This is a genomic window from Enterobacter sp. 301B (assembly GCF_003850715.1).
Classification (GTDB): domain Bacteria; phylum Pseudomonadota; class Gammaproteobacteria; order Enterobacterales; family Enterobacteriaceae; genus Enterobacter; species Enterobacter intestinihominis.
The window spans coordinates 241,957-260,959 of record NZ_PQTC01000004.1 but is presented as its reverse complement, the minus strand read 5'-3'; the positions used below and the strand labels follow the sequence as shown (position 1 = coordinate 260,959).

The following is a 19,003-nucleotide window of genomic DNA, read 5'->3' as shown; positions in this document are numbered from 1 at the left end:
TCATCTCCTTACACAAAGCGGCAGCTGATGGAGCCCATGTTGCCGTAGTCGACGTGGAAGGTGTCGCCTCTGCTGGCGGCAACCGGGCGGGTAAACGAGCCGCCGAGAATGATCTGGCCTGGCTCAAGCTGCACGTCGTATGGCGCGAGTTTGTTCGCCAGCCACGCCACGCCGTTCGCCGGATGATTAAGGACGCCTGCGGCCACGCCGGTCTCTTCGATCACGCCGTTGCGGTAGAGCAGGGCGGAGATCCAGCGCAGATCCAGCTCGTCGGGTTTAATCGGGCGGCCGCCGAGGATCACGCCCGCGTTGGCGGCGTTATCGGAGATAGTGTCGAACACCTTGCGCGGGCGCTGGGTTTCCGGGTCAACGTTGTGGCAGCGGGCGTCGATCAGCTCCAGGGCAGGGATGACGTAATCCGTGGCGTTGTAAACGTCGAAGATCGTGCAGTTCGGGCCGCGCAGCGGTTTTGCCAGCACGAAGGCCAGCTCCACTTCGATGCGCGGGACGATAAAGCGATCCACGGGAATGTCGCTGCCGTCGTGGAAGAACATATCGTCCAGCAGCGCGCCGTAGTCTGGCTCGCTGATCTGCGAGCTGGCCTGCATCGCTTTGGAGGTGAGGCCGATCTTGTGGCCTTTCAGCACGCGGCCTTCGGCAATTTTCAGGCTCACCCATTCGCGCTGGACGGCGTAGGCGTCTTCAATGGTGATCTCCGGATACTCAAGCGAGATCGCGCGGATCTGCTCCCGGGATTGTTCCGCCTGATGCAGGCGGTGGGCGATCAGGGTATGGGTGTGTTTGTCGAGCATGGCGTATCCTTTGTGCGGCTGTTGCCGGGTGGCGCTTCGCTTACCCGGCCTACGTTCGAGCCGTTGTAGGCCCGGTAAGCGAAGCGCCACCGGGCGAAAAAGATGTCTACTTAAACAACGCGTGCACGTTGTTTTGTTTGTAGTTCAGCGTCGGATCGAGTTCTTCCATGGCGAAAGAGAGCGCCAGATAACGGCCCGCCATTAGCTCTGCAAAATGCGTTGTGATCAGCGCAAACAGCATTTCACCGACCTCTTCCCGGCTCTGCAGACTGCGCCCGGCGCCGATTTTGAGCGTCATATGCACAAAGGCGTAATCGTGCTTGCCGTCGGCCATCTGCCAGGTGTCCAGCCAGTGGGCGCGGCTGCGGATACCGCCGAGCGGGAAAATACCCGTGGCGGCGAGCGCCTCGTTCACTTTGGCAAACAGCCCCGGCAGGTCGGCCTGCTCGCGGATGTTGTCGGTACATTCAGCAATAAAGTGCGGCATGGTGGCTCCTTACGCGGGCAGCGGGAAAACGGCGTTGACCTGGCCGGTGCCGGAGCTGGCGAACAGCTCGGTGAGAAACTCCACCTTACCGTCGTAGTTGTCCCAGCCGAGCATCCCCAGCAGCATCACCGTGTCGTGCATGTTGCCCTCGCCGTAGCAGTAGTCGGCGTACTCCGGCAGCATGCTGCAAAACTCTTTGAACTGCCCCTCGCGCCACAGCTTCACTACTCGCTCATCCATCTGGCGGTCAAACTCGCGGGTGTAGCTGTTCATCCCTTCCTCCGCGCGCTGGTCGTCGATAAAGCGGTGCGACAGCGAGCCGCTGGCGAGCACCGCCACGGTGCCGTCGTATTTTTCGATGGCGCTGACGATGGCCTCGCCCAGCCTGCGGCTGTCGGCGAAGTCGTGTACCGTGCAGAACGCCGAGATGGAGATCACTTTGAAGTGCTTATCCGCGTTCATGTAGCGCATCGGCACCAGCGTGCCGTACTCCAGCTTGAGGCTCGGGATGTTGTGCGCCTTGGCGCGCACGCCAAGCTTCACCGCTTCGTCGGCGATCAGCTGGCCGAGTTCCGGGTTGCCGTCGTAGTCGTAGGTCATGTCGCGAATAAAATGCGGCAGCTCGTTGCTGGTGTAGACGCCTGAAAAATGGTCCGCACAGTTGATGTGATACGCGCTGTTCACCAGCCAGTGGGTGTCGAAGACGATAATGGTATCGACGCCCAGCTCGCGGCAGCGCTTGCTGATCTCTTTATGCCCGTCGATGGCTGACTGGCGGCAGCCGTGGTTTTTGCCCGGCAGTTCAGAGAGATACATTGACGGCACGTGGGTGATTTTTGCCGCTAACGCTAATTTTCCCATGATCAGATCCCCCATTTTGGAATCGGATGGTCGCCCATGGAGATACAGACGTTTTTCATCTCCGCGAAGACCTCAAAGCTGTACTCGCCGCCCTCACGCCCGGTGCCGGAGGCCTTCACGCCGCCAAACGGCTGGCGCAGGTCGCGCACGTTCTGGGTGTTGACGAACACCATGCCCGCTTCGATGTTGCGCGCCAGACGCAGCACTTTGCTGACGTCCTGCGTCCAGATGTACGACGCCAGGCCATACTCCACGTCGTTTGCCAGGCGCAGGCCTTCCGCTTCGTCCTTAAACGGCAGCAGGCAGGCCACCGGCCCGAAGATCTCTTCCTGCGCCACGCGCATGCGGTTATCGACATCCGCCAGCACGGTCGGGCGCAGGAAATTGCCGCCTTTCAGGTGCGCAGGCAGATTGGTCGGTTTGTCCGGGCCGCCCGCCAGCAGGGTTGCCCCCTCTTCAATGCCGAGGCGGATGTAGCCGGAGACCTTCTCCCAGTGCTGCTTGCTGATCAGCGCGCCAATCTGGGTGTTCTGATCGGTCGGGTCGCCCACGCGCAGGCGGCTGGCGCGCTCGGCAAAGCGTTTGACGAACTCCGGGTAGATGCTCTGCTGGATGAAGATGCGCGAGCCGGCGGTGCAGCGTTCGCCGTTGATGGAGAAGATGGTGAACAGGGCGGCGTCCAGCGCGCGCTCGATGTCGGCGTCTTCAAATATCAGCACCGGAGATTTGCCGCCCAGCTCCATGGAATACTTCTTCAGCCCGGCGTTTTTCATAATGTTACGCCCGGTGGCGGTGCCGCCGGTGAAGGAGACGGCGCGCACGTCATGATGACGCACCAGCGCGTCGCCCGCCGTGGCGCCATAGCCCTGCACTACGTTCAGCACGCCCGCCGGAATGCCCGCCTCCAGCGCCAGCTCGCCCAGACGGTCGGCGGTCAGCGGGGAGAGCTCGGACATCTTCAGCACCGCGGTGTTACCCAGCGCCAGGCACGGCGCGACCTTCCAGGTGGCGGTCATAAACGGCACGTTCCACGGCGACACCAGCGCACAAACGCCTACCGGCTGCACGAGGGTGTAGTTGAGCATCTTGTCATCGACCGGGTAGGTTTTGCCGTTCATCTGCTGGCACACCTCGGCGAAGAACTCAAAGTTGTGCGAGGCGCGTGGAATGAGCACGTTTTTGGTCTGGTGGATCGGCAGGCCGGTGTCGGCGGTCTCCATCGCGGCAATGTCCGGCACGTTCTGGTCAATCAGATCCCCCAGGCGATGCATCAGGCGCGCACGCTCCTTCATCGGCAGGTTGGCCCATTTCGGGAACGCCTCTTTGGCGGCGGCAACGGCCTGATGGATTTCGGCTTCGCCGCCAGAGGCCACTTCTGCCAGCACCTCGCCGGAGGCCGGATTAGTGGTTTGGAAGTACTCACTTCCGGCGACGTTTTTCCCGTTGATCCAGTGGTTAATCTTTTTCATTTTGCAGTCTCCTCACTGACAATTCGGTTTACCAGGCGGCCTACGCCTTCCACTTCCACTACCACCTCATCGCCCGGCACCACGTCGGACAGCCCCTTCGGCGTGCCGGTGGCAATCATGTCGCCCGGTTGCAGGGTCATGAAATCGCTCAGATACGCAATCAGGAATGGGATGCTGAAAATGAGATCGGCGGTGGTGCCTTCCTGACGCAGTTCACCGTTGACGTAGGTGCGAAGACGAAGGTTGTGCGGGTCAGGGATGGCTTCTTTTGGCACTACGTTCGGGCTGATGGGGGTCAGCCCGTCGCGGCTTTTCACCCGCAGGTTCGGGCGATAGTAGTTTTCGAGATAATCGCGGATGGCGTAGTCGTTGCACACCGTGTAGCCCGCAACATAGTCCATCGCCTCGGCTTCGCTGACCTTACGCGCGGTTTTACCGATGACCACCACCAGCTCGGCTTCGTAATGCATGTATTCAATGTTGTTTGGGCGCACCGAGGTCTGGTTGTCGCCGTTAAAGGTGTTCGGCGCTTTGATAAACACCAGCGGCTCGGTGGGCGGTTTGAAGTCCAGCTCGCTGGCGTGATCGGCGTAGTTCAGGCCGAGGGCGAACAGCGTGGCGTGCGGCGGCGTGCGCGAAGCGATGGTAACGTCGCGTTCCTCCACCACCGGGTTTTCCAGCGGCGGAAATCCCTCTGCCAGAATGCGTACCCGATCGCCCGGGCGAATTTCGACGCGGCTTTGCGGGGTACCGAGCAATATCGCATCGCCGGGGTTCAGGGTGGCAAATTCGCTCAGGGCGCTCAGCAGTTCGGCGGCGTTGCAGTGCAGATCGGCCGTGTTCCAGTGGTCCGCTTCGCGACCGTTGATCTCGGTGATGATGGTCAGGTTGTCCACGTTATCAACGGCGACAGGTTCGCCGAGCGGGCAAAATCCATCCCGGCATTTGGCTTTAATAGCCGGGCGGTAGAAGCTCTCTTCAGGCAGGCTGATTTCGTTGGCCAGCGCGTAGCCAGCGATGTACGCCGCCGCCTCTTCAACGCGTACTTTGCTGGCGGTTTTGCCCACCACCAGCGCCACCGTTGCGCCGCTTAACACGGTTTCTCCCTGCGGGAAGGGAATCGGCTCGCCTGCGCGAATAACGGTGTTATGTGGCTTGATAAACCACACCGCCGTTTTTGGCGGCGCGTTATAGGGGGCTTTTTCAAACGCCTCAGCCCAGGCCGCACGCTGGCTTTGGTGGTTTAGCGCTACGGCAAAAACAGTACCTTTCATTCCCATACTCCTCAAACCGGCTGTCCGGTTTTGATTTCGTTAATATATTAATGATCTGGTTTTATGCTTTTGCTGTTCGTTTCGCAATCAGAAGTGAATAATTTGTGATATGAATAACAATAAATTTACACCAATGGGTTAATTATAATTAAAATCAATGCATTAAAAAAATGACGTTGTTTCTGTTAGACTTTTTGGGTTACAACGTATTGTCTATAAAAGCATCTGTTTTAAATTGTTTACTTGTTAATGATGTAAGGGGAAGGTGATGCATGATTCATTAACCATCGCGCTGTTGCAGGCGCGTGAAGCGGCGATGGGCTACTTCCGCCCGATAGTGAAACGGCATAATCTGACCGAGCAGCAGTGGCGTATCGTCCGCGTGCTGGCCGAGCATCCCTCCATGGATTTTCACGATCTGGCGTTCCGCACCTGCATTTTGCGCCCAAGCCTGACCGGCATTCTGACGCGGATGGAGCGCGACGGTCTGGTGCTGCGCTTAAAGCCGGTGAATGACCAGCGCAAGCTGTACGTATCGCTGACGAAAGAAGGCAACGCGCTGTACCAGCGTGCTCAGGCTCAGGTGGAAGAGGCGTACCAGCAGATTGAGGCGGAATATACCCCGGAGAAGATGAAGCAGCTCACGGCGCTGCTGGAAGAGTTTATTGAACTCGGAAACCGACATATTGCCGCGCGGGACGAAGCGTAAAAACCCTAAATTCCAGGATGATTTTCGTAAAGTTTTCTCATGCCAGGCCGAATATTCTGTATCTGCCTGAGGAAAGAGAAAACATGTTAAATCGTATCAAGATTGTCACCAGCTTACTGCTGGTTTTAGCGATATTTGGCCTTTTACAACTCACATCCGGTGGTCTTTTCTTCAATGCCCTGAAGCATGACAAAGAGAATTTCACCATTCTGCAAACCATTCGCCAGCAACAATCCACCCTGAACGGTAGCTGGGTGGCGCTGCTGCAAACCCGTAACACCCTGAACCGCGCGGGTATCCGCTACATGATGGATCAGAACAATATCGGCAGCGGCTCAACCGTCGCCGAGCTGATGCAGATTGCCTCTGCGTCTCTGAAACAGGCGGAAAAAAACTGGGCGGATTACGAAGCACTTCCGCGTGACCCGCGTCAGAGCGACGCTGCGGCACTGGAAATCAAACGTAATTACGATATCTACCACGGCGCGCTGGCCGAGCTGATCCAGCTGCTGGGGGCGGGCAAGATCAACGAGTTCTTCGACCAGCCGACCCAGAGCTATCAGGATGGCTTTGAGAAGCAGTACGTCAGCTACCTGCAACAAAACGACGCGCTCTATCAGACCGCGGTTGAAGACAGCAACAGCTCTTACCGCCAGGCTATCTGGGTGCTGATTAGCGTGCTGGCTGCGGTGCTGGTGGTGATTGTTGCCGTCTGGCTGGGTATTCGTCAGGCACTGATTTCGCCGCTGAACCGTCTGATTGACAGCATTCGTCATATCGCCAGCGGCGACCTGGTGAAGCGCATCGACGTGGAAGGCTCCAACGAGATGGGTGAACTGGCTGACTCCCTGCGCCATATGCAGGGCGAGCTGGTGCGTACCGTGGGTGACGTGCGTAACGGCGCAAACGCCATTTACAGCGGTGCGAGCGAAATCTCGATGGGCAATAACGATCTCTCATCCCGTACCGAGCAGCAGGCTGCCTCTCTGGAAGAGACCGCCGCCAGCATGGAACAGCTGACCGCCACAGTGAAACAAAACGCCGAGAATGCCCGTCAGGCGAGCAACCTGGCCCTGAGCGCGTCTGAAACCGCGCAGAAAGGCGGGAAAGTGGTGGATAACGTGGTGCAGACCATGCGCGACATCGCCGGCAGTTCGCAGAAAATCGCCGATATTATCAGCGTGATCGACGGGATTGCTTTCCAGACTAATATTCTGGCGCTGAACGCGGCGGTAGAAGCGGCACGTGCGGGCGAGCAGGGCCGCGGCTTTGCGGTGGTTGCAGGTGAAGTACGAAACCTGGCGCAGCGCAGCGCCCAGGCGGCTCGCGAGATCAAGAGCCTGATTGAAGACTCCGTGGGGCGCGTGGAATTGGGATCAACGCTGGTAGAAAGCGCCGGTGAAACCATGGGTGAGATCGTGAATGCGGTAACGCGCGTGACGGACATCATGGGCGAAATCGCGTCTGCGTCTGATGAGCAGAGCCGCGGTATCGACCAGGTGGGGCTGGCGGTGGCGGAGATGGATCGCGTGACCCAGCAGAACGCCTCGCTGGTGGAAGAGTCTGCGGCGGCCGCGGCGGCACTGGAAGAGCAGGCGAGCCGTCTGACGCAGGCCGTTGCGGTGTTCCGTATTCAGCAGGAACAGATGAAGGCGCGCGAGTTCGCCTCCGCGAAAAGCGTTGTCGCACCGGTAGTGGCGCGTAAACCGGCGACCGCAGATGCGGGCGATAACTGGGAAACGTTCTGACGTTGTGCGTTTCGCCGGGTGGCGGCTGCGCCTTACCCGGCCTACGGGATGTGCGTTTTGCCGGGTGGCGGCTGCGCCTTACCCGGCCTACGGGATGTGCGTTTTGCCGGGTGGCGGCTACGCCTTACCCGGCCTACGGATTGTGGGTTTTGCCGGGTGGCGGCTGCGCCTTACCCGGCCTACGGATTGTGGGTTTCGCCGGGTGGCGGCTACGCCTTACCCGGCCTACGGATTGTGGGTTTTGCCGGGTGGCGGCTGCGCCTTACCCGGCCTACTGATTGGGGGTTTTGTCGGGGGCGGCTGCGTCTGACCTGGCCTGCGGAATTGGGTTTTGTAGGCCCGGTAAGCGCAGCGCCACCGGGCGATTTTACAGAGGCAGGCACATGGCGCAGCGGGAACCATACGCTAAACCGTGCGCCGTCTCTTCTTCACGTTTCTGGCGCATTTCCGGCGTCAGCGTCGTCATCATTTCAAACCCTAATCGTCTGTAGTAGGGCGCATTCCACGGGACATCACGAAACGTCGTTAACGTCAGCGAGGTTAGCCCCAGCGTGCGGGCATGCTCTGCGACACGGTTAATCAACCGACGTCCGAGACCTCGTCCCTGCCAGTCCAGATGAACCGAAAGTTCCACAATAAACAGCGAAGATGGCTGGGCTTCGGCGAGAATAAAGCCCACGGGCCTGTCGTCAGCCAGCGCCAGCCAGCTTAATCCGCGTCCGGCGTAACCGAGGTGATCTTCAACGGAAATAACCTCGCTGTCTGCCAGCCAGGCCAGCTCAGGAACGTCGCGAAATCGCTGCCCCGCCGCGCGTTCAATGGCGGGCAGGGCAGCGACGTCGTCGATGCGCGTCGGGCGGAGGGTGAACGCCGTCATCAGCCAGCGCTGCTCACAATTTTAATCTCCACCATGCCGATTCCCAGCTTGCGCGGAGCGTGACCGAGAATATTCCCTTCGTTAGTGGACTGCGGCTCGGGCGGTACAATGACCAGCGTATTGCTGCGCGTGGGGTTATCGAAATGCAGCGTGCTGGTGGTGACATCATTGCTCAGCGTCAGCATCTGTTCTTTATCGCCGACGCGCACCGGCACAGGACGGTTTGCGTTGGGACCAAATGCCCTGGCGGTGATCACCAGATCGAATTTCTCCGGCAGCGGATGGGTATACTCAATTTTCACCTCATCACCTAACTGCGCGTTAGACCAGCGCCCCCACGATTCGGGACGTGAAATACCGCTGAACTGCTTCACCTCTTCAGGCGCGCCGGCAACGTTAAAAATAAAGCTGTCAGCTTTATAACGAATGTCGTTGTCGACGATTTTCAGCAGGTCTACGTTGCGCTGATAGCGTGCGGTATCAATAACCGTATCTTTAAACGCGGTTTTTCCCTGCCACTGCGGTTTGTCAACGTGTTGCACGGTCTGCTCGCCGCCGAGTTGCCCCTGAGAGACGCACCAGTCGGTGGACAGCGACAGCTGTTGCGACCAGAGCTGGCCCATTTTGTAGCATTTGTCGACCCAGACGAAATTATCGCGCGGGGCAAATTCCGCCAGCTGGAAGCGCAGTGGCGCGGAGTATTCGCTTTCCGGCAGCGGCTCGACGCGGTTATCCGACACGCGCAGCAGCAGTGGCAGGCGGAAATGGCTGCCGGAGAACGCGATCATTTTTTTATCCTGATCGATGGTGAAATCTTTTATCTCTTTCGGGAAGTTCCACAGACGAATGATATCCGGCTTCCAGGCGAGGATTTTTTCCTTCATGTTGAGGAAGATTTCCGACAGGGACTGGCCCGACAACGTACTGCGGCCCAGGCCAATGAAGTTATCGCCACCCAGAATATCCAGCACGGTAGCGCCGTTATCCATCGAGTTACGTTTAGCGGCAATGATCTCCTGCTGCGGTTTATCGCCGCGCAGCACAAAGAACAGGTTGCTGCGATCCAGCTTATTCAGCTCATCCCAGGCGCTGTTTTTCATCGCCAGATGGTCAGATGAAACGACGATGACCGTATTTTTGAAATACGGCGACGCTTTGATTTTCTCGATTAACGCCGCGATATGTTCCTGGCTACAGGTCACAGCGCTGAACGACTTGTTGTTTTTACCGTCAATGTCGTAGCCCTGACGTTTACAGGTGCGTGAGACGAAACCATCCGGATGATGCGTGTCGACGGTCAACGCAAACAGCGAGAAGCGTTTACCGGCGCGGGAAAGCTTCTCGAATTTCTTCCAGGTTTCATCCAGAACGGTATCGTCGTAAAAGCCCCAGTCGTTGCGGTAGGCCGGATCGGCGACCGTGGTTTTCAGCTCTTCGGAACCATATAAGTGATCGAAACCGTGGGATCTCAGGAACACATCTTTCCCGGCAAAGCGCAGGTTAGCGCCCTGCATAAAGTAGTTTTCATAGCCCGAGTTTTTCAGGATATCGCCGAGGCAAATGTTCTGCGGGAAGAAGCTCGACATCGAGGCGGAGGCGTTGCCTTCAAACGGGGCGAACAGGGGAATGCCGCACTGGGAAGCCACCATCCCGGCGATGGTGTAATCCGTGCCAGGCAACTGCATGGTGTGGCTGAAGTCGAGGCCCTGGTTTTTCAGCGCGCCAAGCTCTGGCGTCAGGTTCTGGAAAGCATCGTTGTCAAACCAGGTGCGTTCCAGACTTTCGCCGTAGATATAGACCAGGTTGAGTTTGGGGTTATCGATTTTCTTCGAGGGTTCTTTGTAATAGGCCGCAAAGTCCGGATCGCCATCGCGCGACTGGGATTTTACCAGCTCGGTAATTTGATGGAATGCCGGGCTGGCATCCACGGAGGCCAGCGCCAGGCACAGCGCCAGCAGGCTGTAGCCATGATGATGCGGACGGTGACGGCGACGGCGCAGAACCCAGGCTAGCGCGGCGAAGATGCCCACCAGGGCGACCACCAGCCCCAGACCCGGAAGGATGTACTTACCCACACCTGCGCCGGTCAGACTGTTGGTCAATGTGTAGAGCACCGCGTCGTTAATACCGTCGCCGGTAAAGTAATCGCTGGCATATAACGTAATGTTTAAAACAATAAAAATACCGAGCACCACCAGGGTGGCCACAAACCACCAGGTGTGACGACCGGCTTTCCAGGCATAAACGCCGATGGAAGCCAGGAAAAGGACAAGGGACATTAACTCTGACAACAGCAGATCCTCATCATGCCGGACGCTTAGCCGGCTAATTGCTTATTTTTTGGGTAATACAATGTAATTGCGATGTCGCTTAGCTGCAATTTTAGTGTCACGAAAGTGTGCTGTTGTTAGGATTTGGTTTATAAAATCGGATTTTTGAATACAGTCGCATCGTGGCATACGGAGGCTGAGGTGGTGGCAGGGGGTAAAAAAACGCACTTCACGCCGCGGTATAAGACTAATGTAATAAACGCGGCGTGTTGTGGCAGAAAAAGGGGGACAATCAGGAGAGGAAATTAACGCCTTGTTTCAGCACCAGATCGCAGGCTTTCGTTTTCACCTGTTTCGCCAGAGATGAATTTCCAAGGGTGCTGAGGTTCAGCTGCTGACCATTTTGCGCGTTCAGCAGGCCCTGTATACCGTCCATATAGTTGGTGTCCGCTTTCTGCTCCTGGGTGTCCAGTCCCAGTTTACCCAACACCTGGTTTTTGATGTTTTCGGTATCGGTGACGGAAGCCAGTTTCTGCTTCGCGCAGTATTCCAGAATACCCGCGGCGTTGTTCATCGTTCCGGCACTCAGGCTTTGGGAGCTGTTGCCCAGCAGGCCGGTGAGGGACGAGGCTGACAGTCCGCCCTGGGACGTGCCGCTCTCTTTGGTTAACTCACTTGCTGCGCTGGAGAGCGACTCCTGCCATGATGCGGCCTGCGCTGCGCCAGTCACCAGCAGGGCGCCAGTAAGGATGCTGATAAGAAATTGTTTTTTCATAATGATTTACTCAACAAGGTCCGTTTTGGGCCAGAAGTGGGTTCAGTATATACCTCTGCTCTTCTGGCGCTCCCTGGAAATATCTTAATACTCTTTGCCGGTGACGCGGCTGCGGTAGCTGTCCCAGTCGAAGATGACGTACAGGCTGTTACCCAGCTTCATGCGATCCATCACCCGCTCGCCAAGAAGTCGGGTCATCTCGTCGATATTGTGGTTCGTCAACATACCGGTTGGGCGTTTTGACGACGAACGGCGATCGACAATCTGGTTGATGATCACTTTTTCGTAGCGGGACTCCGTCTGGACACCGATCTCGTCGATGACCAGCAAATCCACGTTACTTAAATCATTCAGCAACTGTTCTTCGCTGGTTTCGCGATTACTGAAGGTGTCTTTCATGGCGGACATAATATCGGCCACGGTGATAATCAGCACTGACTTCCCGCGCAGCAGCAGCTCGTTGCAGATAGCGGCGGCGAGGTGATTTTTCCCGGTGCCGGGTTTTCCGCTAAAGATGAAGCTGGCGATGTTGCCGTCAAATTCATCCACGTACTGGCGCGCCTGGTTAAGGGCGTTCATCTGCCCCTGAGACTCGACCTTATAATTCTCGAAGGAGCAGTTCTGGTGCAGAGGGCGAATGCCCGAGCGGTTAAAGGTGCGCTGCATTTTCATCGCGCGGTTTTCGCGGGCGAGGGCAGCCGCGCGAATTTTACCCTGCTCTTTTTGCCATGCCAGCAGCTCTTCACCGGTGGTGAAGGCGGGCTTCACGTTGGCAGGCATCATCTTCTGCAAACGTTTCATCAGGTCGCCGACGTTTTTCATTTCGCACCTCGGAATCCATCAGGGATTTTTTTGTCCGGTTCTGAAAAAGCATTGATATCACGTTTTGGCTGGCCGTTGTTGCTGGCGCGGTTGATTTGCAGACTGCGCGCGAATTTTTGCTGCCACTGAACATGGTGGAAGACTTTTCCTTCAGCTTGCCAGTATGCGGTAAAGGCTGCCAGCTCTTCCGGTGTCGCGGGCTGCGAGAGGGCTATTCCCCATAAGGCCGCCTGCCGCTGAAAATCGGCGTCCGGCTGCCAACCGGCGTACATGGGAAATTTCCCCATTGGAACGGCCACCGGGGCGCTGGCGGGTTCGTCAAAAAACTGATTATCCAGCATGACATCGCTCGCCGGGCGCGACAGCTTCTCTTCAATTTCCAGAAGCTGCGCCAGACGTTCCGGCGTGACCGCATAAAACGCCGGGGCGTTGTCGGCAAATACCGCGAGCGTGCCGCCTTCGGCGTGCGTCAACACACCGCGAGGATCGCGCATAAAGGCATCAATGCCAGCAATGCTGGTGGTCAGAATTCTGGAGGACATAACACTTTCTCAACTGATTACTACGGGCGTGATTGAGGGTTATGGTAGCACAGAGAGAGGGGAGGAAAGGAGAGGATTTCCCCGGTGGCGTTACGCTTACCGGGGCTAAAATCACAGGGGCTGGTTACGCGATGATGTTCAGCGTCACGTCGATATTGCCGCGCGTCGCGTTAGAGTACGGACAGACGATGTGCGCCGCATCCACCAGTTTTTTGGCTTCCGCTGCGTCCATCCCTTCAACGTGGATGTTCAGCTTCGCTTCGATACCAAAACCGGTTGGCAGCGGGCCGATCCCTACTTCGCCTTCAATAAAGGCGTCTTTTGGCAGAGCGAATTTATCGCGTGCCGCAACGAACTTCATTGCGCCCAGGAAGCAGGCGGAGTAGCCCGCAGCGAACAGCTGTTCAGGGTTGGTTACTTCACCCCCCATGCCGCCCATCTCTTTTGGCACACCCAGTTTGACATCCAGAACGCCATCGGAAGACGTGGCGCGGCCATCACGGCCTCCGGTTGCTTTGGCTTTGGCAGTGTAGACAACTTTTTCTAAAGACATGGCAGGTTCCTCATCTTACGTTTATGTGCGCTATTAAATAGCGCGCGATGTTTTAGGTTAAAATTAGACGCGTAAAGTACAGCCTTACGCGCGATGCAGCTGTTGGCGCAAACTTTCGAGCTGTTGCTTGAGCGCCAGCATGGTGTCGGTATCACACTGCGCTGCACAGCCCACGGCGTGGGGTATCGTCACAGCCTGCTGTTGCAGCGCCCGACCCGCGTCGCTCAGGGTGACGGCGACCTGACGCTCATCCTGACGGGAACGCTGGCGGAGGATCAATCCTGCGCTTTCCAGGCGTTTCAGCAGGGGAGTCAGCGTGGCGGAATCCAGGAATAGCCGCTCGCCAATGTCTGACACCGTAATATCATCCTGTTCCCAGAGCACCAGCATCACCAGGTATTGCGGGTAGGTCAGGTTAAGCGGCGCCAGCAGTTGCCGGTACAGCTTGTTAAGCGCCAGATTTGCCGAATAGAGGGCAAAACAGAGCTGGTTATCCAGCAGAAGCGCGTTGGTGGTGTCGTTCGTTTTTGCGTCCATGAAATGAATATAGATAGTGCACGATACAATTGCAAGCGATTTTATTATACGCGTGGACGTTTGCGGTAAAGCCATAAGCCGGGGATCGACAGGCCGATGGAGAGCGCACCCACGATCGACGAGGCTTTAAGGAAGTTGCTCAGGAGCAGGATCATCTGGGGTTCGCTGTAGCCAAAATGGCTGATTTTGACGGCGGAGATCATCGCCGTATAGGCTGAAATGCCCGGGAACATAGGAATCACTGCCGCCACGGTGAATACCTTCGGGTGCGCCAGATACCAGCGGGACCACTGAATACCGATGCTGCCAACCAGCATGGAGGCGATAAACGTCGACCATTCAATATTAAAGCCCGCTGTCATCATGATCATACGAGAGCCGTGGCCAATGGCACCCAGCAGCGCACACCAGGGTAATGCACGCTGTGGGACGTTAAACACCATCGCAAAACCAACGGCGGGAAGGGCAGACAAGAGCATGTCCTGTGCCAGTGCGAGCATAAAATCCATCACGCCCATCCGCGTAACCCCCAGAGTGTCATGGCCATTACCACCCCGATACAGGTCGCCAGCGTCAGCAGGCTGGCTATCGCCCAGCGTGCCAGACCGGTGTTGATATGGCCTTTGAACATATCAGCGACGGCATTAATTAAGGGAAAACCCGGCACCAGCAGCAATACGCTGGCGGCCATCGCAACAGTAGGCGTGCTGGCGAAGTAGGGCTGGCGCAAAAGCAGGCCGGATACGGTTGTCGCCACAAATGCCGTGATGCAGAAGTTAATTTGCGGATGTAGCTGTCTGTGCGTCAACAGCTGGCGGACATACATTGCGATGCTGCTGGCAAAGAAGGTCACGACAGCGCCGTCCCAGCCGCCCGCGTTGAGCTTGCAGAAGCAGGCGCAGGACAGTCCCACCATCAGCACAACCAGCCAGCGCGGATACCGGAGGGGTTTGATTTGATTGAAACGTTTTTCTATCTCCCGGAGATCGAGCAGCTTGTGTTCAGCAAGGATCACGATGTGCTGCACTTCCGTCACGACGTGCATGTTAATGCCGCGGTCATGATTTTTACGGGTGGAGGTCAGGCACTGTCCGTCTTTAATGGTGGTCAGCACAATGGCATTTGACGAGATGGAACTCTCAACACTGTCCATCCCCAGCGCCAGCCCAAGGCGTGTGGAGAGCTCTTCGACGAGGGCGCTTTCTGCCCCGTGCTGTAAGAGAAAAAGCCCGCACTGAATACATAGCCGCGTGGTGGCACGTTGCGTAGACCGATCTGCCTGCATGAAACGCCCTGAAGAGAAGAGAGATTGCTTACTTTTAACACAAAGTGCAGGGCCCTTTGCGCTGGGCCAGATCAACATTTGTGCGATCAGTGGCGCGATGGGGGCGGAGGAAAGACAGCATTGTTATTTATTTAATGAATGTGAAATTAGGATTTATAAAAACAATATATTAAGTATTTCTAATTTCATATTTTCGATCTTTTCACGCAATTTGAATTAAATTTAAATGGTCTTTATGCGATATTAGGCCTGTATTGGGCGTTTCTTAACCCATGTGATATTTGTTCTATTTTGCGAGTATTAACCCGTTTGTACTTCGGAATGCAAACGGGTTTAACCTTGCAGGGTTAGTTCGTTCTTAAATAAAGAATTCATGACAGGGAGGGTCTATGTTGCCATTGAATGGTAAACACGGAGTGGTGATCAGCAGAGTACCGGTTATGCAAAATGGGTTAGGTGGCGTCATGTCGCGTCATTTTCCCGATTTTGAGATAACGTACTGCCGTTCGATGCAGGAGTTGACGTTATTACAATTGCGTCGCGCTGGGGTCGTTATTGCCGATATTTCGGGTGAGTATCGTAATCCACGCGGCACGCTTGAGCAATATTATGGGTTAATGAATCAGTACCGGGATATTCACTGGATATTCCTCGTTTCGCGCCCCCTTTATCCACTTGCAGTAGAGCTTCTTATGCGTCCGGAAAGCACGCTGCTTTCGGATATGGAACCCATTGAAGGCGTAATTAACGCTATTCGCGCGGGGAGTGAACGTGCCGAGCGAATAAGCCAGACGTTATTGATACCGGAAAATCCTGATATTGAAGAGGAGAGTGAGCAAATGATTGCGCTTACCCACTCTGAACGCAAGGTGTTGCGTTTGTTAGGTAAAGGTTGGGGAATCAACCAAATAGCCACGCTACTTAATAAAAGTAATAAAACGATCAGTGCACAGAAAAACAGTGCAATGCGTCGCTTATCACTTCGCAGTAATGCCGATATGTACGCGTGGATAAGCAGTACCCAGGGAATGCGAGAACTCAGTTTAATGTCGGCTTATGGAGAGTTTGAGGAATGGAAAAGACCACTGCAACAAAACATATCGCCGTCATCGAAAGCTGCTCAATGAGCGCTATGGGGCTGAAGCATCTTTTTGCGATGCCCGCCCTGAGCCATTACCAGGTGCACCTGTTTGCCAGATTTGACAACTTCAAAGCGGCGCTCTCGGAAATCTCATTCTTTGCCGTAATTTATTCATTGTCCGATGAGCGTGAGGAGCGGCGAAACTGTCTGGCCTGTTTGCGGGATCTCACCTTCACCCACAGCGACGTCAAGCGTATCGTGCTGGCCTCTGATGAAATGGAGGCGAGACTGGTCAGCCATCTTTCGCCTTCTCGCTTACATGGAATTATCAGTAAATCGGTTCCGCTGAAGCAGTTAATGGAGGGGCTGGAGACATTACTCAGCGAAACGCATCACGTGAACGACAACGTGTACAATCACTGGTGTGTGAGCCAGCATCGTATGCTAAGCCCAACTGAAAGGGCGATTCTGCGATATATGTCATCGGGTTTTTCGATCCCTGAAATTGCGGCACAGCTTGAACGCAATATCAAAACCATCCGTGCGCATAAGTTTAACGCAATGGTAAAGCTGGGCGTCAATTCTGATGTGGGATTACTGGATGCGGCAGATATCCTGGCGCATCTCCCGGTCAGGGAAATACGCCGTTCCGCTCTCACCGTTCCTTCTTTCTCGTAGTGTTAAGTGATGCGCCAGAATTTTTCTGGCGCAACGTTCAAATACAGACATCAACCCATTTTGCTGCGGTCAGTTCCGCCATTCTGTCGGGCGATATACGCACCGCACTGTGGATGGCGCCCGCTGCGGGTAACACTTCGGCGTACTGTTTTAATGTGATGTCACAGTAAACAGAGAGCGGATTTTCCAGTCCAAAAGGGCAGACGCCGCCAACAGGATGACCCGTCAGGGTTACTACCTCATCGCAGCTGAGCATGCGGGCTTTTGCGCCGAATGTCTCTTTGAGCTTTTTGTTATCCAGACGCGCATCGCCTTTTGCAACCACCAGAATCACATCATTTTTAATTTTCAGTGACAGCGTTTTGGCAATTTGGCCGGGTTCAACGTTGTGCGCGGCAGCAGCAAGGGCAACAGTCGCTGTGCTTTGGTTAAGCTCGATGATTTCTATATCCGGAGCGTGTTCGGCGAAAAACTGCTGTACAGACTGCAAACTCATTGATTCCTCCTGACAAATATCTTCCGTAATCTGTCATAAGAATTTAGTCGCTGTAAATATCCCTTAAGTAACAAATATCCGTCAGGGGCGATTTCTGGATCGCCTTCACATTCACAGAAACCGGTTACAGTAACCGGTTGCAGAGCGTGATGCAGAGATTAATACTGAGTGTGTAACTTCCCCTGTATCTAATAATAAGAGCTAATTATGAAACCATTCCGTTTGAGCAGTACCGCAGGTACACGATCCGGCAAGGTTGTGACGCTGATGTATGGAACAACGTGTGACGTGAGAACGTCCGAAACGAACGTCTGACAGGAGATCTGCTATGTCTGCCAACCATGCTGCATTTAATCTGATTTTCCGCTTCGTTGAAAATTATGTCAGCCCTATTGCCGGGCGCATCTCTTCCCAGCGTCACGTTATGGCGATTCGTGACGGGTTCATATCGGCAATGCCGTTTATGATTGTCGGGTCGTTTTTATTAGTGTTCGCTTACCCACCTTTTTCGCCAGATACCACCTGGGGCTTTGCTCGCGCCTGGCTGGATATGGCGAAGCAGTTTGAAGGTCAAATTCTGACGCCGTTTGATATGACGATGGGGGTGATGTCCCTCTATATCTGTGCGGCTATCGCCTACAACCTGGGCAAACATTACGTTAAAACCCATCAGTTGGATCCGTTCATGTGCGCGATGCTGTCGCTGATGGCGTTCCTGCTGGTCGCCGCCCCTAAAACCAAAGGCGCCTTACCGGTTGATAGCCTTGGAGGCACCGGGATTTTCACCGCGATCCTGGTGGCGATTTACTGCGTTGAGATGATGCGTTTCCTGAAAGCACACAATATCGGGATCCGCCTGCCAGACCAGGTTCCGCCGATGATCAAAAACTCATTTGACCTGCTGATCCCGGTGCTGGTGGTGGTGCTGACGCTTTATCCGCTGAGTCTGTTGATCCAGTCGCAGTTCGGTATGCTGATCCCACAGGCCATCATGTCGATATTCAAACCGCTGGTCTCTGCGGCGGACTCGCTACCAGCGATCCTGCTGGCGGTGCTGATTGGCCACCTGCTGTGGTTTGCCGGGATCCACGGCGCAGCGATTGTCTCGGGTATGCTGCAAATGTTCTGGCTGACGAACCTGGGGGCGAACCAGACCGCGCTGGCGGCGAGCCTGCCTTTACCACACATCTTTATGGAAGCCTTCTGGACGTTCTTTATTGTGATCGGTGGGTCAGGAGCGACGATGGGGCTGGTGTTCTGTTACCTGCGTAGCCGCTCCGCGCACCTGCGCTCCATTGGACGTCTGAGCGTGGTGCCAAGCATTTTCAATATCAATGAACCGGTGATTTTTGGTACGCCGATTGTGATGAACCCGGTGTTCTTTATTCCTTTCCTGCTGGCGCCGATGGTCAATGCCGTGCTGGCATGGGCAGCGATGAAGTTTGATCTGATTGGCCGCGTGATTTCCGTTGTGCCGTGGACGGCACCGGCTCCGGTTGGTGCCGCCTGGGCACTGGGCTGGGATTTCCGTGCAGCCATTCTGGTGCTGGTTTTGGCCTGCGTTTCCGCCATTATCTATTTCCCGTTCTTCAAGGTGTACGAGAAACAGTTGCTTCAGCAGGAAGCGGAAGAAGCACAGCGTAATGGGGAAGAGGAAAATCAGCAGGTAGCCTAGATAAAAGCAAAACGGCAACGCAGGTTGCCGTTTTTAGTGTTTGTTCCCTCTC

21 protein-coding genes are annotated in these 19,003 nt (G+C 55.6%); 6 read left to right on the top strand and 15 right to left on the bottom strand.

Annotated features, from left to right (window positions below; genetic code table 11):
• Positions 1-8: 8 nt before the first annotated feature.
• From hpaH to hpaG, 5 genes are all read right to left on the bottom strand, one after another.
• Positions 9-812, bottom strand: a complete 804-nt coding sequence (gene hpaH / locus C3451_RS06800; protein WP_015572593.1) for a 2-oxo-hept-4-ene-1,7-dioate hydratase — start codon at positions 810-812, stop codon at positions 9-11.
• Between the two features lie 106 nt (positions 813-918).
• Positions 919-1,299 carry a 5-carboxymethyl-2-hydroxymuconate Delta-isomerase gene (locus C3451_RS06795; RefSeq protein ID WP_045621225.1) on the bottom strand — a complete coding sequence of 127 codons (381 nt, stop codon included), beginning with the start codon at positions 1,297-1,299 and terminating at the stop codon, positions 919-921.
• Positions 1,300-1,308: 9 nt separating this feature from the next.
• Positions 1,309-2,160, bottom strand: a complete 852-nt coding sequence (gene hpaD / locus C3451_RS06790; protein WP_023299259.1) for a 3,4-dihydroxyphenylacetate 2,3-dioxygenase — start codon at positions 2,158-2,160, stop codon at positions 1,309-1,311.
• 2 nt (positions 2,161-2,162) lie between these two features.
• On the bottom strand, positions 2,163-3,629 hold the full coding sequence (gene hpaE, locus C3451_RS06785; protein WP_063139114.1) for a 5-carboxymethyl-2-hydroxymuconate semialdehyde dehydrogenase: 1,467 nt from the start codon (positions 3,627-3,629) through the stop codon (positions 2,163-2,165).
• Positions 3,626-4,903, bottom strand: coding sequence for a 4-hydroxyphenylacetate degradation bifunctional isomerase/decarboxylase (hpaG, locus tag C3451_RS06780; protein ID WP_045621228.1), 1,278 nt, complete (start codon positions 4,901-4,903; stop codon positions 3,626-3,628). Before hpaG ends, hpaE begins: the two co-directional genes overlap by 4 nt.
• Before the next feature lie 268 nt (positions 4,904-5,171).
• Between hpaG and hpaR the strand changes: the two genes are divergently transcribed.
• From hpaR to C3451_RS06765, 3 genes are all read left to right on the top strand, one after another.
• The gene (gene hpaR / locus C3451_RS06775; protein ID WP_045621229.1) at positions 5,172-5,612 is read left to right on the top strand and encodes a homoprotocatechuate degradation operon regulator HpaR; all 441 of its coding nucleotides are present in this window, start codon (positions 5,172-5,174) and stop codon (positions 5,610-5,612) included.
• Positions 5,613-5,695: 83 nt separating this feature from the next.
• Positions 5,696-7,360: a methyl-accepting chemotaxis protein gene (gene tsr, locus C3451_RS06770; RefSeq protein ID WP_022646961.1), complete on the top strand. Its 1,665-nt coding sequence runs from the start codon at positions 5,696-5,698 to the stop codon at positions 7,358-7,360.
• Entirely contained in the window at positions 7,332-7,670 is a 339-nt protein-coding gene (locus C3451_RS06765; protein WP_124304262.1) for a hypothetical protein, read from the top strand. Before tsr ends, C3451_RS06765 begins: the two co-directional genes overlap by 29 nt.
• A 57-nt stretch (positions 7,671-7,727) precedes the next feature.
• Here C3451_RS06765 and C3451_RS06760 read toward each other — a convergent pair whose 3' ends face one another.
• From C3451_RS06760 to C3451_RS06720, 9 genes are all read right to left on the bottom strand, one after another.
• Positions 7,728-8,237 carry a GNAT family N-acetyltransferase gene (locus tag C3451_RS06760; RefSeq protein WP_023299262.1) on the bottom strand — a complete coding sequence of 170 codons (510 nt, stop codon included), beginning with the start codon at positions 8,235-8,237 and terminating at the stop codon, positions 7,728-7,730.
• Positions 8,237-10,528 carry a phosphatidylglycerol--membrane-oligosaccharide glycerophosphotransferase gene (opgB, locus tag C3451_RS06755; RefSeq protein ID WP_063139112.1) on the bottom strand — a complete coding sequence of 764 codons (2,292 nt, stop codon included), beginning with the start codon at positions 10,526-10,528 and terminating at the stop codon, positions 8,237-8,239. The genes C3451_RS06760 and opgB overlap by 1 nt, the downstream gene beginning before the upstream one ends.
• Positions 10,529-10,799: 271 nt before the next feature.
• A complete protein-coding gene (locus C3451_RS06750) occupies positions 10,800-11,282 on the bottom strand; it encodes a DUF2501 domain-containing protein (RefSeq protein WP_022646964.1) in 483 nt (160 codons plus the stop codon).
• 84 nt (positions 11,283-11,366) lie between these two features.
• Positions 11,367-12,104 (bottom strand): DNA replication protein DnaC, encoded by a 738-nt coding sequence (gene dnaC, locus C3451_RS06745; RefSeq protein WP_003856580.1) that lies wholly within the window; start codon positions 12,102-12,104, stop codon positions 11,367-11,369.
• Positions 12,101-12,646 carry a primosomal protein DnaT gene (gene dnaT / locus C3451_RS06740; RefSeq protein WP_023299265.1) on the bottom strand — a complete coding sequence of 182 codons (546 nt, stop codon included), beginning with the start codon at positions 12,644-12,646 and terminating at the stop codon, positions 12,101-12,103. Before dnaT ends, dnaC begins: the two co-directional genes overlap by 4 nt.
• A gap of 124 nt (positions 12,647-12,770) precedes the next feature.
• Positions 12,771-13,199, bottom strand: coding sequence for an organic hydroperoxide resistance protein (locus C3451_RS06735; protein WP_003856578.1), 429 nt, complete (start codon positions 13,197-13,199; stop codon positions 12,771-12,773).
• A gap of 84 nt (positions 13,200-13,283) precedes the next feature.
• Positions 13,284-13,736: a MarR family transcriptional regulator gene (locus C3451_RS06730; RefSeq protein WP_022646966.1), complete on the bottom strand. Its 453-nt coding sequence runs from the start codon at positions 13,734-13,736 to the stop codon at positions 13,284-13,286.
• Positions 13,737-13,780: 44 nt separating this feature from the next.
• Positions 13,781-14,254 (bottom strand): threonine/serine exporter, encoded by a 474-nt coding sequence (locus C3451_RS06725; RefSeq protein ID WP_032621429.1) that lies wholly within the window; start codon positions 14,252-14,254, stop codon positions 13,781-13,783.
• Positions 14,245-15,021, bottom strand: coding sequence for a threonine/serine exporter family protein (locus C3451_RS06720; protein ID WP_017383842.1), 777 nt, complete (start codon positions 15,019-15,021; stop codon positions 14,245-14,247). The genes C3451_RS06725 and C3451_RS06720 overlap by 10 nt, the downstream gene beginning before the upstream one ends.
• A gap of 389 nt (positions 15,022-15,410) precedes the next feature.
• Here C3451_RS06720 and C3451_RS06715 point away from each other — a divergent pair, with 389 nt between their 5' ends.
• Positions 15,411-16,148: a response regulator transcription factor gene (locus C3451_RS06715; RefSeq protein ID WP_022646969.1), complete on the top strand. Its 738-nt coding sequence runs from the start codon at positions 15,411-15,413 to the stop codon at positions 16,146-16,148.
• A complete protein-coding gene (gene bglJ, locus C3451_RS06710; RefSeq protein WP_032625381.1) occupies positions 16,145-16,780 on the top strand; it encodes a DNA-binding transcriptional activator BglJ in 636 nt (211 codons plus the stop codon). The genes C3451_RS06715 and bglJ overlap by 4 nt, the downstream gene beginning before the upstream one ends.
• Before the next feature lie 37 nt (positions 16,781-16,817).
• On the opposite strand, the gene C3451_RS06705 is transcribed toward bglJ, so the two are convergent.
• The gene (locus C3451_RS06705; protein WP_022646971.1) at positions 16,818-17,276 is read right to left on the bottom strand and encodes a YbaK/EbsC family protein; all 459 of its coding nucleotides are present in this window, start codon (positions 17,274-17,276) and stop codon (positions 16,818-16,820) included.
• Between the two features lie 328 nt (positions 17,277-17,604).
• Between C3451_RS06705 and C3451_RS06700 the strand changes: the two genes are divergently transcribed.
• On the top strand, positions 17,605-18,951 hold the full coding sequence (locus C3451_RS06700) for a PTS cellobiose transporter subunit IIC (protein ID WP_006810218.1): 1,347 nt from the start codon (positions 17,605-17,607) through the stop codon (positions 18,949-18,951).
• Positions 18,952-19,003: the final 52 nt, after the last annotated feature.

What these genes read in the sequence shown, in the direction of transcription:
- hpaH (WP_015572593.1), bottom strand. Translation starts at nt 812, where the DNA reads ATGCTCGACAAACACACCCATACCCTGATCGCCCACCGCCTGCATCAG.
- C3451_RS06795 (WP_045621225.1), bottom strand. Translation starts at nt 1,299, where the DNA reads ATGCCGCACTTTATTGCTGAATGTACCGACAACATCCGCGAGCAGGCC.
- hpaD (WP_023299259.1), bottom strand. Translation starts at nt 2,160, where the DNA reads ATGGGAAAATTAGCGTTAGCGGCAAAAATCACCCACGTGCCGTCAATG.
- hpaE (WP_063139114.1), bottom strand. Translation starts at nt 3,629, where the DNA reads ATGAAAAAGATTAACCACTGGATCAACGGGAAAAACGTCGCCGGAAGT.
- hpaG (WP_045621228.1), bottom strand. Translation starts at nt 4,903, where the DNA reads ATGAAAGGTACTGTTTTTGCCGTAGCGCTAAACCACCAAAGCCAGCGT.
- hpaR (WP_045621229.1), top strand. Translation starts at nt 5,172, where the DNA reads ATGCATGATTCATTAACCATCGCGCTGTTGCAGGCGCGTGAAGCGGCG.
- tsr (WP_022646961.1), top strand. Translation starts at nt 5,696, where the DNA reads ATGTTAAATCGTATCAAGATTGTCACCAGCTTACTGCTGGTTTTAGCG.
- C3451_RS06765 (WP_124304262.1), top strand. Translation starts at nt 7,332, where the DNA reads ATGCGGGCGATAACTGGGAAACGTTCTGACGTTGTGCGTTTCGCCGGG.
- C3451_RS06760 (WP_023299262.1), bottom strand. Translation starts at nt 8,237, where the DNA reads ATGACGGCGTTCACCCTCCGCCCGACGCGCATCGACGACGTCGCTGCC.
- C3451_RS06750 (WP_022646964.1), bottom strand. Translation starts at nt 11,282, where the DNA reads ATGAAAAAACAATTTCTTATCAGCATCCTTACTGGCGCCCTGCTGGTG.
- dnaC (WP_003856580.1), bottom strand. Translation starts at nt 12,104, where the DNA reads ATGAAAAACGTCGGCGACCTGATGAAACGTTTGCAGAAGATGATGCCT.
- dnaT (WP_023299265.1), bottom strand. Translation starts at nt 12,646, where the DNA reads ATGTCCTCCAGAATTCTGACCACCAGCATTGCTGGCATTGATGCCTTT.
- C3451_RS06735 (WP_003856578.1), bottom strand. Translation starts at nt 13,199, where the DNA reads ATGTCTTTAGAAAAAGTTGTCTACACTGCCAAAGCCAAAGCAACCGGA.
- C3451_RS06730 (WP_022646966.1), bottom strand. Translation starts at nt 13,736, where the DNA reads ATGGACGCAAAAACGAACGACACCACCAACGCGCTTCTGCTGGATAAC.
- C3451_RS06725 (WP_032621429.1), bottom strand. Translation starts at nt 14,254, where the DNA reads ATGGGCGTGATGGATTTTATGCTCGCACTGGCACAGGACATGCTCTTG.
- C3451_RS06720 (WP_017383842.1), bottom strand. Translation starts at nt 15,021, where the DNA reads ATGCAGGCAGATCGGTCTACGCAACGTGCCACCACGCGGCTATGTATT.
- C3451_RS06715 (WP_022646969.1), top strand. Translation starts at nt 15,411, where the DNA reads ATGTTGCCATTGAATGGTAAACACGGAGTGGTGATCAGCAGAGTACCG.
- bglJ (WP_032625381.1), top strand. Translation starts at nt 16,145, where the DNA reads ATGAGCGCTATGGGGCTGAAGCATCTTTTTGCGATGCCCGCCCTGAGC.
- C3451_RS06705 (WP_022646971.1), bottom strand. Translation starts at nt 17,276, where the DNA reads ATGAGTTTGCAGTCTGTACAGCAGTTTTTCGCCGAACACGCTCCGGAT.
- C3451_RS06700 (WP_006810218.1), top strand. Translation starts at nt 17,605, where the DNA reads ATGTCTGCCAACCATGCTGCATTTAATCTGATTTTCCGCTTCGTTGAA.